Origin of the sequence: Pseudarthrobacter sp. B4EP4b, assembly GCF_006680095.1 — a bacterium.
GTDB lineage: Bacteria > Actinomycetota > Actinomycetes > Actinomycetales > Micrococcaceae > Arthrobacter.
The window spans coordinates 23848-39254 of sequence record NZ_VHIJ01000024.1; the positions used below are offsets into that span (position 1 = coordinate 23848).

10 protein-coding genes and 2 tRNA genes are annotated in these 15407 nt (G+C 65.6%); 8 read left to right on the forward strand and 4 right to left on the reverse strand.

Going from position 1 to position 15407, the window contains the following annotated elements; translation table 11 throughout:
• Window positions 1-2: 2 nt before the first annotated feature.
• Complete coding sequence (locus tag FNL14_RS09140) at window positions 3-1286, reverse strand: macrolide 2'-phosphotransferase (RefSeq protein WP_142059398.1); 1284 nt, start codon at window positions 1284-1286, stop codon at window positions 3-5.
• Window positions 1287-1439: 153 nt separating this feature from the next.
• Between FNL14_RS09140 and nudC the strand changes: the two genes are divergently transcribed.
• Genes nudC through FNL14_RS09155 form a run of 3 tightly spaced genes read left to right on the forward strand, consistent with a single transcriptional unit; the run spans window position 1440 to window position 5289 of the window.
• On the forward strand, window positions 1440-2462 hold the full coding sequence (gene nudC, locus FNL14_RS09145) for an NAD(+) diphosphatase (protein WP_091415457.1): 1023 nt from the start codon (window positions 1440-1442) through the stop codon (window positions 2460-2462).
• 56 nt (window positions 2463-2518) lie between these two features.
• Complete coding sequence (locus tag FNL14_RS09150) at window positions 2519-4651, forward strand: ATP-dependent DNA helicase UvrD2 (RefSeq protein ID WP_142059399.1); 2133 nt, start codon at window positions 2519-2521, stop codon at window positions 4649-4651.
• Window positions 4648-5289, forward strand: a complete 642-nt coding sequence (locus FNL14_RS09155) for a M48 family metallopeptidase (RefSeq protein ID WP_142059400.1) — start codon at window positions 4648-4650, stop codon at window positions 5287-5289. The genes FNL14_RS09150 and FNL14_RS09155 overlap by 4 nt, the downstream gene beginning before the upstream one ends.
• A gap of 6 nt (window positions 5290-5295) precedes the next feature.
• On the opposite strand, the gene FNL14_RS09160 is transcribed toward FNL14_RS09155, so the two are convergent.
• Entirely contained in the window at window positions 5296-6792 is a 1497-nt protein-coding gene (locus FNL14_RS09160) for a zinc-dependent metalloprotease (RefSeq protein ID WP_142059401.1), read from the reverse strand.
• A 136-nt stretch (window positions 6793-6928) separates the two neighbouring features.
• Between FNL14_RS09160 and FNL14_RS09165 the strand changes: the two genes are divergently transcribed.
• The 5 genes from FNL14_RS09165 to FNL14_RS09185 all read left to right on the forward strand — a co-directional run bounded on the left by FNL14_RS09165 (window position 6929) and on the right by FNL14_RS09185 (window position 12861).
• Window positions 6929-8143: a PDZ domain-containing protein gene (locus FNL14_RS09165; RefSeq protein WP_370455837.1), complete on the forward strand. Its 1215-nt coding sequence runs from the start codon at window positions 6929-6931 to the stop codon at window positions 8141-8143.
• Window positions 8144-8293: 150 nt separating this feature from the next.
• On the forward strand, window positions 8294-11272 hold the full coding sequence (locus FNL14_RS09170) for a UPF0182 family protein (RefSeq protein WP_142059407.1): 2979 nt from the start codon (window positions 8294-8296) through the stop codon (window positions 11270-11272).
• Window positions 11273-11404: 132 nt separating this feature from the next.
• Window positions 11405-11478: transfer RNA gene (locus FNL14_RS09175), tRNA-Met, on the forward strand.
• A 237-nt stretch (window positions 11479-11715) separates the two neighbouring features.
• Window positions 11716-11789: transfer RNA gene (locus tag FNL14_RS09180), tRNA-Met, on the forward strand.
• A 139-nt stretch (window positions 11790-11928) separates the two neighbouring features.
• Complete coding sequence (locus tag FNL14_RS09185; protein ID WP_142059402.1) at window positions 11929-12861, forward strand: cytochrome b/b6 domain-containing protein; 933 nt, start codon at window positions 11929-11931, stop codon at window positions 12859-12861.
• Window positions 12862-12909: 48 nt separating this feature from the next.
• Here the strand turns inward: FNL14_RS09185 and FNL14_RS09190 are convergent, their stop codons facing one another.
• Both FNL14_RS09190 and FNL14_RS09195 read right to left on the reverse strand, forming a co-directional pair.
• A complete protein-coding gene (locus tag FNL14_RS09190; protein WP_142059403.1) occupies window positions 12910-14340 on the reverse strand; it encodes a deoxyribodipyrimidine photo-lyase in 1431 nt (476 codons plus the stop codon).
• A gap of 108 nt (window positions 14341-14448) precedes the next feature.
• Entirely contained in the window at window positions 14449-15240 is a 792-nt protein-coding gene (locus tag FNL14_RS09195) for a PspA/IM30 family protein (RefSeq protein WP_142059404.1), read from the reverse strand.
• Window positions 15241-15407 lie beyond the last annotated feature (167 nt).

The window sequence follows — 15407 nt, forward strand, 5'->3', positions numbered from 1 at the left end:
CCCTAATTCCTGGTGGGATCGACGATGGAGATCGCCGCCGTGGACGTATCGTCCGGCCCTGCAGCGGCTTCAGCTGTGGTGCCAGGATCCTCCTGGCCCCGGTCGCCGTTGTCCTTCCCGGCCCCACCGTCAACGGCGGCGTCTGCGCTGGCAACCCCGGCCGGCGGCTCCACCGGAATAGGGGTGACGTGGACCGCCGGCAGGACCGGGGCGGGGACGGGCAGCGGCACCACCGTAACGGAGGGCACCGCACCGGCTGGACCGGCGTCGGCCGCCCTCACCACAGGCTCCGGCCCGGCAGCCGGGGCAGCGGTACCGCCGCCAACCGGGGCGGTCGCCGCGGGCTGCGGCTCAACACTGATGGGCTGCCCGCCGTACTCTTCGATGTCCCGGGCCAGGGTTGAAAGCATGTCCTCAGCCTCAGCGATCATGCCGCTGTCATCCGAGGCGATGCCCTTCACGAGGTACTGGGCCAGGGCGAACTCGGCGGACAGCGCTGCGCGCCGAAGCAGATGGTTATCCGGGGTATCCCTGCGGCTGGAAGTGTAGGCATCCAGCACCGCATCAACAAAGTCCTGCTCATTGGAGGCAACGAGCCAGGCGAAGTCATCAGCCGGATCGCCAATCCTCAAGTCGGTCCAGCCGGTCACGGCGGTGACCCGCTGGCCTTCCACCAGGAGGTTGTCCTCGTGGAGGTCGCCGTGCACCACGCTGGGGTTGAAGCGCCACAGCGACACGTCTTCGAGGGCATGTTCCCAGCGCAGCAGCAGGGCCGGCGGGATTTTTCCGGTGGTGGCGGCCTGGTCCAGTTCATTGAGCCGGCGCTGGCGGAACTCGTTGGGGGTGTAGACGGGCAGGTCGGCATTGCTGACCAGCGAACGGGGAAGGTCATGGATGGCAGCAAGGGCCACACCGATTTCGCGGGCCAGGACATCCGGCCCGGCGGTGAGTTCCTCGACGCTGCGCGTGCTTCCGGCCAGGTGCGAATAGACAAACGTGCTCAGGGTCCCCAGCCGCACACTGCCTGCCACAGTGGGCATCAGGAAGGGAAGTTCGGCACGGATGCCCGGAGCAAAGGCCCGCAGCACAAGAAATTCCGTTTCAAGCCTGGCGCTGGCCTCTGCATGCCGGGGCGAACGGACGCGCCAGCGCTTGCCCTCGGAATCGAGCAGCAGGGCGGAGTCGAAGTCGGCGGGATCATCCGGGGCAGAGCTAACGGCCGTCGGGGTCAGTCCGGGGACTGCCGCTGTTGCTACGGCTGCCAGTTCAATCGGTTTTCTTCTCACTGTTCCACGGTAGATTGTGCGCAGTCCAAGACCCCGGTCCGGGGACGGCGAGTCTTCAGATAGAGTCCAAATCCGGTCAGGCCAGGCAGCCTGGAGCAGCAGGCGGCCGCCCCCAAATATCCATTTGTCGGTCCCAGTCAGTACGGTGGACACATGAGCCACGCGGAGTCTGCCACACCGGTCCACCTCGGCAAAGCTGCCCGGCTGCCGGCGAACCACCTCATGGACACGGTCCTCCCGGTGCCGCCTGCGCTGGTGGACCGCGGATCGGTGGCCCGGGCACGGCCGGGAATGGTGGAGGAACTCCTTACCGGAACGGACACCAGGGCGGTGGTCCTTGCCGGCCGGCAGGGCCTGGTCCACGATGGTGGACTGTACCTGCCGAACGCCCGCGAACTGCACGCTGCCCTTGCCGCCGCAGATGCGGCCCCACAGTTGACGGTCTACCTGGGCTCAGCCCTGCCGGACTCGGAGCTTCCCCCTGGAACCGAGTTGCTGCTGTTTGTCCTGCCGGAGGCAGTGGAACCGGGGACGGCCGGGATTCCTCGAGATGCTGCCTGGGCAGGCTTCCGGGAGGTGGCCGCCGGCCTCACCCCCACAGACACGGCGCTTTTTGTCGAAGCCAGCGCCATCACCAACTGGCACGCCACCCATACGCACTGCCCGCGCTGTGGCACCCCCACAGGCGTCGAGGCGGGGGGATGGGTGCGGCGCTGCCCGGCGGATTCCTCCGAGCACTACCCGCGGACCGATCCTGCCATCATCGTCACCGTCGTGGGCCCGGACGGCCGCCTGCTCCTGGGCGGCGGCGGAGCACGTGATGCAAAGAACTTTTCCACGCTCGCAGGTTTTGTGGAACCGGGGGAGTCCCTGGAACAGGCCGTGGTCCGGGAGATCCACGAAGAAGTTGGGGTCAGGGTAACTGCGTGCCAGTACCTTGGCTCGCAGTCGTGGCCGTTCCCGGCCTCCCTTATGCTTGGATTTACCGCCGTCACCGAAGACGCCGTGGCAACGCCCGACGGCGTGGAGGTCACCAGGGCGCGCTGGTTCAGCCGGGAGGAACTCCAGGAAGCCGTGCTCGCCGGCGAGATCACCATCTCCAGCCGGTTGTCCATTGCCCGCTCCCTCATCGAGCATTGGTTCGGCGGACGCATTCAGGACCTGACAGGCGCCTGAAGCATATCTACCCATCAGACTCCAGCACGCGGTAGTCGAGACGAAAAAGCAGCAAAGTGACTACACAGAATTTTGACAGCGCAGCATCGCTGGAGGACCGTATCCTCGGCGGCCTGGACGCCGAACAGCGCGAGGTGGCCAGCACACTGAACGGGCCGCTGTGTGTCCTTGCCGGCGCCGGCACCGGCAAGACCCGCGCCATCACCCACCGCATCGCCTATGGTGTCCACTCGGGGGTGTACACGCCCCAGCGGCTGCTGGCCGTAACATTCACGGCTCGCGCAGCCGCAGAAATGCGCAGCCGGCTGCGCGACCTCGGGGCAGGCAACGTCCAGGCCCGCACGTTCCACGCCGCGGCACTGCGCCAGCTGCAGTTCTTCTGGCCGCAGGCCGTTGGCGGGACACTTCCCAACCTGCTGGACCACAAGGCCCAGATGCTCGCCGAGGCTGCCCGGCGGCTGCGGCTGAGCACGGACAGGGCGTCCATCCGTGATCTTGCTTCGGAAATCGAATGGGCCAAGGTCTCCATGCTGACCCCCGCCAACTACCTCGAGAATGCGCAGGACAGGGGCACCCCCGGAGGGTTTGACCTCACCGCTGTGGCCCGGGTCTTCCAGTCCTATGAGGACGTCAAGACAGACCGCAATGTCATCGACTTCGAAGATGTCCTGCTGATCACCGTGGGCATCCTGCAGGAGGACGAGAAGGTTGCTGCCACCGTGCGCGAGCAGTACAGGCATTTTGTGGTGGATGAGTACCAGGACGTCTCCCCGCTGCAGCAGCGGCTCCTTGAGCTTTGGCTGGGCGGCCGGGACGAGCTGTGCGTGGTGGGGGACGCCAGTCAGACCATCTACTCCTTCACAGGTGCTTCGCCGAAGCACCTGCTGGACTTCAAGGCCCGTTATCCGCAGGCCAATGTAGTGAAGCTGATCAGGGACTACCGCTCCACTCCGCAGGTAGTGAAGCTCGCCAACGATCTCCTCGCCGGCAGGCGCAGCGGCGGCCCGGTGGCCGACGCCGCGTGGGCCGCCCCGCTGCAGCTCGTGGCCCAGCGTCCCGCCGGGCCTGCGCCGCAGTTCACCGAGTGCTCGGACGACGAAGCGGAAGCCGCAACTGTTGCGCAGAAGATCAAGGCATTGCTCGACGCCGGCACCCCGGCCAGCGAGGTGGCCGTCCTTTTCCGCACCAATGGACAGTCCGAGGCCTACGAACAGGCCCTCGCCGCTGCCGGCATTGGCTACCAGCTGCGCGGGGGAGAGCGCTTCTTTGCCCGCAAGGAAGTGCGCGACGCCATCCTGCAGCTGCGCGCGGCCACCCGCGCCGTCTCCGCTGAGGCTCCCGAACCGCTCGGCCAGCTGGTCCGCGATATCGTGGCCTCGCTCGGCTACACGGATTCACCGCCCCACAACGGCGGTGCACTGCGGGAACGCTGGGAGTCCCTGGCGGCTCTGGTGGCTCTCGCCGACGAACTCGTCCAGTCGCGGGGTCCGGAGTTCGGGCTGGCTAAATTTGTGAACGAACTCCAGGAACGCTCGCTGGCCCAGCATGCGCCCACGGTGCAGGGCGTCACCCTGGCTTCCCTGCATGCCGCCAAAGGCCTGGAGTGGGACGCGGTATTCCTGGTGGGACTCAGCGAAGGGCTGATGCCCATCTCCTTCGCCGACTCGCCCGAAGCAGTGGATGAGGAACGCCGGCTTCTCTACGTGGGTATCACCCGGGCCCGCGAACACCTCTCCTTGTCTTGGTCCACGGCCCGCACCCCCGGCGGCCGGGCCAACCGCAAGCCCTCCCGGTTCCTTGACGGGCTGCGTCCCGATTCAGTCGTCAGCTCCAGTGCGCGCGGGAAAGGCCCGGCACCGCGCCGCAAGGCTGCTGCCCCGGCAGTCTGCAGGGTTTGCGGCAGCATGCTCAGCACGGGCGCCGAGCGGAAGGTGGGGCGCTGCAACTCCTGCCCCCCAAGCTATGAGGAACAGACCTTCGAGGCCCTGAGGACGTGGCGTCGTGAAACGGCCCTGTCCGCCGACGTACCCGCCTTTGTGGTGTTCACCGACGCCACGCTGACAGCAATTGCCGAAGCAAAGCCATCCTCACTGGAGGAACTCGCTGCACTTGCCGGTGTAGGACCGTCCAAGCTGGAACGCTACGGCGAAGACGTCCTCCGGGTCCTTATCGAAAGCACCTCGCTGTGATTACTACGGCGGACGGTTCACCCGTCGAAGTCCGCCGCTCTGCCCGCCGCACCAGGACAGTGGCCGCTTTCTGGGAAAACGGGACGGCAGTGGTGGCCATCCCGGCGCGGTTCACGGCCGCCCAGGAACGGGAATGGGTCCAGCGCATGCTGGCCAAGTTGCACAAGCAGGGGGAGCGCCGCGCAGCCTCCGGCCGGAAACGCCCTGCCTCGGATGCGGCCCTGGCCGCGCATGCCGCCCAGCTGTCCGAACGGTACCTCGGCGGGCGGTCGAAGCCGGCGTCGGTGCGGTGGGTCAGCAACCAGAACTCCCGCTGGGGGTCCGCCACCCCGGCGGAAGGCACCATCAGGCTTTCGGACAAACTGCGTCCCATGCCCCAGTGGGTCATCGACTACGTCCTGCTCCACGAACTCGCCCACCTCCTGGTGGCAGGGCACAACGCGGCGTTCTGGAAGCTCCTGGAGGCCTATCCGGAGACGGGACGGGCGAAGGCCTTCCTGGAAGGTGTGTCCTTCGCCATGGCACGCGGGCTCAAGGACAGCGGGGCGCCGGATGTTGCCGGCGCCGCCGGACCCGGGCAGGCGCCCTGGTCCGGCGAAACCTTGTCCGGCGAAACGTGGACGGACGACGCCGACTAGGCCGGCTTAGCTTTTCGGCGCACCGTCGGGGCCATCCTGGCCGCCCTGCCCACCTTCGGCTCCGCCCTGCCCACCTTCGGCGCCGCCGTCGGACTCAACCTGACCGCCGCCGCCGGCCGCCCCGCCGTCGGGCTCTTCGGTGCCGTCGGCCGGGGTAGCGTCAAACCCGCCGCTCAGCAGTTTCTGCAGGGCGTCGTCCACTTCGCTGTCACTGGCCTCGGCCAGCTTGCGGCGGCCGCTGAAGCCCTTCGGATCGTCCAGGTCCTCAGCGGTGGGCAGGAGGTCGGGGTGGTGCCAGATGGCGTCCCGGCCTTCGATGCCGCGTTCTTCCTTCAGAGTGGCCCAGAGTGTTGCGGCCTCCCGCAGCCGGCGGGGTCGGAGTTCCAGCCCCACCAAGGCGGCGAAAGCATGCTCTGCCGGCCCGCCCGTGGCCCGGCGGCGGCGTACGGTTTCGCGCAGCGCGCCGGCGGACGGCAGCACCTTGTCCGTGGCTGCGGCGGTCAGTTCGTCCACCCAGCCTTCCACGAGGGCCAGCGCCGTCTCGAGCTTCTCCAGCGCCTGGTCCTGGGCAGGCGTCCGCTGTGGCATAAACACACCTTGCGACAGGGCTTCCTGGATGCCCTCCGGATTGCTCGGGTCCAGGTCCCGGGCCAGTTCTTCAATCCGGGACGTGTCGATGTGGATGCCGCGGGCGTAGGCCTCAATCGCGCCCAGCAGGTGTCCCCGGAGCCAGGGGACCTGGACGAAGAGCCGTGCGTGGGCAGCTTCCCTGACGGCGAGGAAGAGCCGGATGTCGTTTTCGGGCAGGGAGAGCCCTTCTCCGAAGGCGGCGATGTTCACGGGCAGGAGGGCCATTTCAAGGTCGGCAAGGGGTACGCCGATGTCGGTGGAACTGACCACGTCCTGGGAGAGGGCTCCGATGGCCTGTCCCAGCTGCATGCCGAAGATCGCGCCGCCCATGTTCTGGAGCATGGATGATGCCCCGCCCATCATGGATTTCATTTCCTCAGGCATCTGCTCCGTCATGGCGGAGGAGAGCGCGTTGGCGATGCTGTTTGCCACCGGCTCGGTGAGCCTCTTCCAGGTGCCCAGTGTGGCCTCGACCCATTCTGCGCGGGACCATGCCCGGCCGATCAGGCCGGTGGCGGGAAGATCGGTGACGGGGTCGAGCCACAGCTCCGCGAGCCGCAGCGCCTCGTCCACCTCTCGGGACTGCTGTGTGGTCACGGACGGATCGGCACTGGATGCTGCCACCCGCCGGGCATTCTCATGGGCAAGCTGCCAGTTCACGGGCCCCTCGGACGGCGCGCTCATCATGGCCTGCACCTGGGAGAACATCTGGGCCAGCAGGTTGGGGTCGTTGGGAAGGCCGGCTGCCTTGGCCAGTTCGGCGGGGTCGAAATTCTCCATCCCCTTGCCGCCCATCAGGTTTTGCAGCATCTCGGTCAACGGGTCCTTGGGGGTATCGTCGCCGTTGGACGGATTAAGTGGGTTGGAGGTCATGATCCCGCCGATCGTCGGTGTGACTGGTGCTCAACCTTCACGGTACCCCGGTGCCGGTCGGCTGTCTGCCGCACCGCGTTACCGTTCGCTGTAGGCAAAGAACTGCCGCCGCCGGGCACCGCGTAGTGTTGGTTCAGTGACTACAACCCGTGGCGGCCACCCTTCAGAGGACCACGCTGCCGACCTCCAGCCCGGCCCCTGGCAGGCGGAAAAAGATGAGTACGACGCCGGCAGCGCACCTGAGGGTGCGCCGTCAGCACCGTTCCCACCCGCCGGCGCGGGACTCACTGAACCGGCCCGCCGGCATCCAAAGGTCTCCGCCATGATGGTGGCCGGCATGGCCGCCCTCGGCCTGGGCGTTGCCGCGGGAACCTTGCCGGTGCCCTATGTCATTGAATCACCCGGCCCCACATTCAACACACTGGGCCAGAACCAGGGAAGCCCTGTCATCAGCGTCACCGGCCGGGAAACCTATCCGGCGGCCGGAAACCTTGACCTGACCACCGTCTATGTCGACGGCGGACCCAACGGGCCGGTGAGCATCCTGGGCGCTTTCTCCGCCTGGCTTGACCGTTCCAAAGCGGTGTATCCCGTGGAAATGATCTATCCCACGGGCACCACCAAGGAAGAGGCGCAAGAGCAGAGCTCGGTGGCCATGACCACGTCTCAGGAGAACGCGGTGGCGTCCGCCCTTAATGAGCTGGACATTCCCTTCGGGCAGCAGCTGCAGGCGGCAGGGCTGTCCAATGACTCCGCCGCGGCCGGGAAGATCGAGCCGGGGGACATCCTCAAAACCATCAACGGCAAGGAGATCACCTCCCTGGCCGTCATCCAGGAGGAACTGGCGGCAGGAAAAGGCGCGCCTGCCACAGTGGTGGTGGAACGGGGCGGCCAGGAGGTCAGCCAGGCCATTACGCCCAAGGACAACGGCGAAGGCCGCTTCATCCTTGGCGTGATGCTCAAATACCTGTTCACCTTTCCCTTTGACGTGAAGATCTCGCTGGACAAAGTGGGAGGGCCCAGCGCGGGACTCATGTTCTCGCTCGGCATCATCGACACCGTCACACCGGGCGACCTGACCGGCGGCAAACACATTGCCGGGACCGGCACCATCACCCCGGACGGAACTGTGGGCCCCATCGGCGGCATCGGGCAGAAGATGCAAGGGGCACGGTCCGGGGGAGCCACCCTGTTCCTGGCCCCCGCCGCCAACTGCGGGGAAGTGATGGGGCATGTTCCGGACGGCCTGCAGGTGATAAAGGTCGGGAACCTCGCAGAGGCGAGGCACGCCGTCGAACTCGCCGGGTCCGGCCAGGACACGTCCGGCCTTCCGGCGTGCACAACCAACTAGACTGGGCAGGAACTAAGCTCTACCGCCACTCGTGGCAATTATGACGGCTGAACCAGCGTTTGACCGGTAAGGACGTCGCTCGCACGCACGCTACGCATCATCTGACCGACCAGCTATGAGGTACCGAGTTTGTCCCGACCCGCCAGCACCATGTCCACAGGTAAACCCCCTTCAAGACGCGGCGCGCTGACGCCCACCCTGATCGTTGTTGCCCTGGTGGTTGTGGGCTTCATCTTCTTCGCAAACGTCTGGACCGACGTCCTCTGGTACCGCCAGCTCGGCTTCATCGAAGTGTTCGTCACCGAGAACCTGGCCAGGATCGGCATTTTCCTGGGCGGATTCGCCGTGATGTTCCTGGCAGTCTTCTTCGCCATCCGCATCGCATACCAGTCCCGTCCGGTGTACGCGCCGGACTCTGAAATCCGGGACAACCTCAACCGTTACCAGGCGCAGCTGGAACCGGTCCGCCGCGTGGTGATGGTGGGCCTGCCCGTCCTCTTCGGCCTGTTCGCCGGCAGCGCCGCCGCCAGCCAGTGGCAAAAGGTCCTCCTCTTCTTCAACCAGGAGCCCTTCGGCGAGCAGGACCCGCAATTTCACCTGGACATCAGCTTCTACCTGATGACCCTGCCGTTCCTCGGCTTCATCACAGGATTCCTGATCAGCGTGGTGGTCATCGCCGGAATCGCCGGAATCCTCACCCACTACCTGTACGGCAGCATCAGGCTCATGGAGCGGGGCATCTTCACCAGCCGCGCCGCCCAGATCCACATCGCCGTCGCTGGTGCTTCCTTCCTGGTGCTCCTGGGCATCAATTTCTGGCTGGACCGTTATTCAGCAGTGCAGAGTAACGGCGGCCGCTGGGCCGGTGCCCTCTACACCGACGTCAACGCCGTCATCCCCACCAAGGCCATCCTCGCCGTGGCAGCGGCGCTGGTTGCCATCCTGTTCATCGTCGCCGCGGTCATCGGCCGCTGGCGCCTGCCCGTCATCGGCACAGCGATGCTGGTCATCACGTCCATCCTGGCCGGCGGTGTCTACCCCTGGGTGATCCAGCAGTTCCAGGTGCGTCCGTCGGAAGAGACACTGGAAAAGGAATTCATCCAGCGCAACATCGACAACACGCGCAAGGCTTACGGCCTCGATGCCATCCAGGTGAACCGGTATGACGCCACCAACACCGCCAGCACCGGAGCCCTGGCACCGGACGCGCAGACCACGGCCAACATCCGGCTGCTGGACCCGAACCTGATCTCGGACGCTTTCTCGCAGTTGGAACAGTACCGGCCGTATTACCAGTTCCCCGACGCCCTCAACGTGGACCGTTACGAAGTGGACGGCAAGATCCAGGACACTGTGATCGCGGTCCGTGAACTGAACCCCACCAACGTGGCCACCAACCAGCAGGGCTGGCTGAACCAGCACGTGGTATACACCCACGGCTACGGTGTGGTGGCAGCCAAGGGCAACAAATTCACCGTGGACGGCAAGCCGGACTTCCTGCAGTCGGGCATTCCCTCAACTGGTGTGCTCGGTGATGATTCGACCTACCAGCCCCGGATCTACTTCGGTGAGTCATCGCCGGAATACTCGATTGTGGGCGGCCCGGACGGTGCCCCGGCCCGTGAGCAGGACAGGCCCTCCGGCCGCGAAGGGGAGGGGGAGACCCAGTACACCTTCGAAGGCAACGGCGGCCCCAATGTTGGGACGTTCTTCAACCGGGTGCTTTACTCCATCAAGTTCCAGTCCTCGGACCTGCTGCTCTCGGACGGCGTCAACGCTGAGTCCCAGATCCTGTATGACCGCAATCCCCGTGAGCGCGTGGAGAAGGTGGCCCCCTACCTGACGGTGGACGGCAACGCCTACCCGGCCGTGGTGGACGGGCGCGTGAAGTGGATCGTGGACGGTTACACCACCAGCCAGTACTACCCGTACTCGCAGCAGGAGCAACTCTCCAACGCCACCGAGGATACGCAGACCACGTCGGGACGCGCCGTCGCGCTGCCCAACAGCACGGTCAACTACATCCGCAACTCGGTCAAGGCCACGGTGGATGCCTACGACGGCTCGGTCACCCTGTACGCCTGGGATGACCAGGACCCGCTGCTGAAGTCCTGGCAGAAAGTGTTCCCCTCGTCGCTGAAGCCGTATTCGGAGATGTCGGGCGATGTGATGAGCCACGTCCGGTATCCGGAGGACCTGTTCAAGGTCCAGCGCCAGCTCCTGGGGCAGTACCACGTCACTGATCCATCCAGCTTCTACAAGACCAACGACGCCTGGAGCGTGCCGGCGGATCCCACCGTGGACACCGACGTCAAGCAGCCGCCGTTCTACATGTCGCTGCAGATGCCGGACCAGGACAAGCCCGCTTTCCAGCTGACGTCGTCGTACATTCCACAGATCGTCAACGGAAACGCGCGCAACGTTCTTTACGGCTTCCTTGCTGCCGATTCTGATGCCGGCAACCAGGCCGGCGTGAAGGCCGACAGTTATGGCAAGCTGCGGCTGCTGCAGATCCCGCCGGAGATCCAAGTCCCTGGCCCCGGCCAGGCGCAGAACAAGTTCAACTCCGATCCCACGGTGTCCCAGGCCCTCAACCTGCTCCGCCAGGGCGCATCGGACGTGCTGAACGGCAACCTGCTGACGCTTCCTGTCGGCGGCGGCATCCTTTACGTCCAGCCGGTGTACCTGAAGTCCACCGGTGAGACGTCCTACCCCACGTTGCAGCGCGTCCTGGTGGCCTTCGGCGACAAGGTGGGTTTTGCCCCCACCCTGGATGAGGCGCTGAAGCAGCTCTTCGGCGGCGATTCCGGAGCAGCCGCAGGCGACTCGGACAACAACGGCCAGACGCCCGCCGAACCTGGAGCACCTCCGGCTCCGGCAGGAGCGGACGCCAAAGCTGAGCTGAAGGCAGCACTGGACGAAGCGAACGCTGCGATCAAGGCCGGCCAGTCGGCGCTGGCCGGTGGCGACTTCGCCGGCTACGGCGAGGCACAGAAGCGGCTTTCGGCGGCCCTGGACAAGGCCGTGCAGGCTGAGGCGAAGATCCCCGTGGCCGCGCCTGAGGCCACCCCGGCCCCGGCGTCCTCGGCGACCCCGGAAGCCACTCCGTCGCCTTCGCCGGGCAGCTGATGGGCGGGTACTGATTCCGACGGCGGCAGCCGGCACCCGCTCCTTTCGGAGCGGGTGCCGGGCCGGCGAGACGGAGATCACGCCCTCCCGATTTGGCCTGCTGTTCACCTCCCGGTAAAGTAGTTCTTGCGACGCGGGGTGGAGCAGTTCGGTAGCTCGCTGGGCTCATAACCCAGAGGTCACAGGTTCAAATCCTGTCCCCGCAACTGGAGAAAAGGTCCGGACACTGGAAACAGTGTCCGGACCTTTTGTTTTTAACCTTTGCGCCGCAGGACCGGCGGACGGACATCATGATGGAGTGATTGGGCCGATGCGCTGGGAGCCGCAGAAGCTGATGGAGCGTTGTCCGGAAAGCGGCAGAAGGTGATGGCGCGTCGGGATGGGGCCCTGAAAAGGCCGGTGGCAAAACCCGCCGCAAAAGTAGGGTAGTGTTGATTCTGCGACGCGGGGTGGAGCAGTTCGGTAGCTCGCTGGGCTCATAACCCAGAGGTCACAGGTTCAAATCCTGTCCCCGCAACTTATGTGAAGACCCCGACCGGCAGACAAGCCGGACGGGGTCTTCTTTTTTCCTTGAAAGCCGGCAGTTCCTAGTATTCTCTTTCGCAGAGCCTCACAGATCGTGAGCACCACGTCATTCTCGAGAGGAATGTTGCTCGATGTCCACACCCACGAAGAAGCCCGGCAGTGTCGCGGGCAAGCGGTCCCGTCTCTACTGGGGTGTGCCCGCCGTCCTCGTGGCGCTGGTCCTGGTGGTGCTGATCGCCAAGTGGCTGGTGGGGCTGCCCGCCGTCGCTTCCTTCGTCAGCGATTACCCCGGGCATTCGGAACTTCCGGCAGGGGCGCCGGAAGGATTCCCCGCCTGGTTGGCATGGCAGCACTTCCTGAACGCGTTCTTCCTGTTGCTCATCATCCGCACCGGCTGGCAGGTGCGGACCACCACGCGCCCCAGCGGCCACTGGACCCGGAACAACAAGGGCCTCATCAAGACCAAGAACCCGCCCACCAAGATCAGCCTTGAGCTGTGGTTCCACCTCACCCTGGACGCCCTGTGGATCCTGAACGGACTGGTCTTCGCCGTCCTGCTGTTCGCCACCGGTCAGTGGATGCGGATCGTGCCCACCAGCTGGGACGTGTTCCCCAACGCGCTCTCCGCGGCCCTGCAGTACGCGTCGCTGGACTGGCCCACGGAGAACGGCTGGATCAACTACAACGCCCTCCAGCTGCTGGCGTACTTCGTTACGGTGTTCATCGCCGCGCCGCTGTCCTTCATCACCGGCCTGCGGATGTCCTCGGCGTGGCCCAAGAAGGCGGCCGGCCTCAACAACGCTTTCCCTATCGAATGGGCGCGGGCGGTCCACTTCCCGGTGATGATCTACTTCGTGGCCTTTATCGTGGTGCATGTCTTCCTGGTGCTGGCCACCGGTGCCCTGCGCAACCTGAACCACATGTACGGCGTCCAGGACGGCGACGGCTGGTTTGGGTTCTGGATGTTCCTCGCCTCGGTGGTGGTCATGGCAGCCGCGTGGTTCCTGGCCCGCCCCATCTTCCTGCGTCCTATTGCGTCCCTGATGGGCAAGGTCAGCCGCTAAGCCGGTCACGAGCCGGGCGCGGCCGCCCAGTCTATGCAGCCGGACCGGTCAGTCCTTGAGCTTGGAGTAAGCTTCCAGGGCCCGCTCCCGTGACTCCGGCAGCCCCACCAACGGTCCGGGGTAGCCGGGTACGTCTCCGGCTTTCCACGGTTCGTGGATGGCCTTCCCGTCGAGGTCTGCCAGTTCCGGAATGAAGCGGCGCAGGTAGTGGCCCGCGGAATCAAACTTCTTGCTCTGCGTAACCGGGTTAAAGATCCGGTAGTAGGGCGAGGCGTCCGCTCCCGATCCCGCCACCCACTGCCAGTTTGCCGGGTTGCTGGCCGCGTCTGCGTCCACGAGCGTGTCCCAGAACCACTCCTCGCCGATGCGCCAGTCAGCCAGGAGATTCTTGACCAGGAATGACGCAGCCGCCATCCGCACCCGGTTGTGCATCCAGCCCGTTTGCCATAGCTGGCGCATCCCGGCATCAACGAACGGGTATCCGGTGCGGCCCTGCTGCCAGGCCCGCAGCTCGCTTCTGTTCAGTGACTGCCATTCAAACCGGTCAAACTCGGCGCGGTAGTTGCGGGTGGCCAGTTCGGGGTTGGTGTACAGGAGGTGCCAGCAGAATTCCCGCCAGCCGAGCTCGGAACGGAAGATCCCGACGTCGGCCGGTACCTTTTGCGGGAACGTGCGCCTGATCTCCCGCCACACCCGAAAGGGACTGACTTCGCCGAAGCGCAGGTGCGGCGACAGGCGGCTGGTTCCCTCCACGCCCGGCACGTTGCGGCCCGTCCCATAGTCCTCGGCCGGCCCTTCCAGGAAGTCCTCGAGGCGGTGCCTGGCACCTTCCTCTCCGGGCACCCAGGTTTCGGCCAGGCCGCTGCTCCAGTCGGGGGAGTGCGGCAGGAGGTTCCAACTGTGCAGGTCTTCGCTGATAGGCAGCGCCCCGCCCGTCGCAGTGGCAGGCGGCGGCAGCTGCCGGGGCGGTTCGAGGGGCTCGCGGACATCGGCGCCCGCAAGGCAGGCACGCCAGAAGGGCGTAAAGACCTTGTAGGGGCCACCGGCTCCGGTGCGCACCGTCCAGGGCTCGAACAGAAGATTCGCCTGGAAGCTGGAAGCTTCCACGCCGTTCTTGCCGGCCCACTCCTTGATCGCGGCATCCACCGTCCGCTCCGGCAGTCCGTAACGCCGGTTCCAGAACAGATGGGCCGCACCGGTCTCGCCCGCAAGGCCCTGAATGACATCTGCCGCAGGTCCCCGGCGAAGGAGCAGGCGGGAGCCCTTGGCTTCCAACGCTGCGGCCAGTCCTTCCAGGGAATAGTGCAGCCACCAGCGTGTTGCTCCACCCAGCGGCCGGATGCCGTCAGACTCCTCGTCCAGGACGTAGACCACCGTCAGGGGCAGGCCAAGCGAGGCCGCCTCGGACAGTGCGGGGTTGTCGTCCAGGCGAAGGTCGTCGCGCAGCCAGACGAGGGAGGTGGGGTGGGAGGAAGCCATGACCCCACGCTACACATACGGGCAACAGAAAGGCCGGGGCGGCGGCCCCGGCCTTTCATCAGCCCACAGCGTCCCGGCTATCCTCAGCGAGGACCCTCACAAGGACTATTAGAGCTTGTCGAAATCGGCTTCGTTCACAGTGGATTCAGCGCCTGCAGCGCTGCCTGAGCCGATGGCCGGCTTTGAGGTCCCGCCGGATTTTAGGGCCGCAAGGCGTGCCTCGATCTCCACCTGCTCGCCGAGGTCCTCCAGCTGGTTGAACTGCGCGTCCAGGCTGGACTCGGTCAGTTCCTGCTGGCCACGGACCCGGGCCTCTTCGCGGCGGATCTTTTCTTCGAAGCGGCCCACCTCGCTGGTGGGGTCCATGATGTCGATGCTCTTGATGGCATCGTGCACCTGTGACTGTGCCGCGGCGGTCTTGGAACGGGCCACCAGTTCGTTGCGCTTGCTGGTCAGCTGGTTCAGCTTGCCCTTCATCTGGTCCAGGCCGGTCTTCAGCTTGTCCACCACTTCGCGCTGGGAGGCGATGGAAGGCTCGGCACCCTTGGCTTCGTTCTCAGCCGACATCTGGCGCTGCAGTGCCACCTTGGCCAGGTTGTCAAACTTCTCGGCGTCGGACACGTTGCCGCTGGCGCGGTACTCGTCCGCCTTGCGGGATGCGGCCAGGGCCTTGTTGCCCCAGTCGCGGGAGTTCTTGACGTCCTCGTTGTAGTCGTCCTCGAGCATCCGAAGGTTGCCGATGGTCTGTGCCACGGCGGACTCCGCCTCAGCGATGTTGTTGGTGTAGTCCCGGACCATCTGGTCCAGCATTTTCTGCGGGTCCTCGGCGTTATCCAGCAAGGTGTTGATGTTCGCCTTTGCCAGTTGCGCGATACGGCCGAAAATGGACTGCTTAACCATGGTGCTACCTTTCGTCCTGCTCTTTGATGACCACTGAAATCAGTGAACAGTTGTGTGTTGCATCTGTCGTTCTCAAGCCGTTGTGGTTCGGCCGGGCAAAGCCAGGGGAGAGCTTCAGGGGATTAGAAGTCTCCGCCGCCGCCGGAGTCCCCACCCCAGCCGCCGCC

What these genes read in the sequence shown, in the direction of transcription:
- nudC (WP_091415457.1), top strand. Translation starts at nt 1,440, where the DNA reads ATGAGCCACGCGGAGTCTGCCACACCGGTCCACCTCGGCAAAGCTGCC.
- FNL14_RS09160 (WP_142059401.1), bottom strand. Translation starts at nt 6,792, where the DNA reads ATGACCTCCAACCCACTTAATCCGTCCAACGGCGACGATACCCCCAAG.
- FNL14_RS09170 (WP_142059407.1), top strand. Translation starts at nt 8,294, where the DNA reads ATGTCCACAGGTAAACCCCCTTCAAGACGCGGCGCGCTGACGCCCACC.
- FNL14_RS09185 (WP_142059402.1), top strand. Translation starts at nt 11,929, where the DNA reads ATGTCCACACCCACGAAGAAGCCCGGCAGTGTCGCGGGCAAGCGGTCC.
- FNL14_RS09190 (WP_142059403.1), bottom strand. Translation starts at nt 14,340, where the DNA reads ATGGCTTCCTCCCACCCCACCTCCCTCGTCTGGCTGCGCGACGACCTT.
- FNL14_RS09195 (WP_142059404.1), bottom strand. Translation starts at nt 15,240, where the DNA reads ATGGTTAAGCAGTCCATTTTCGGCCGTATCGCGCAACTGGCAAAGGCG.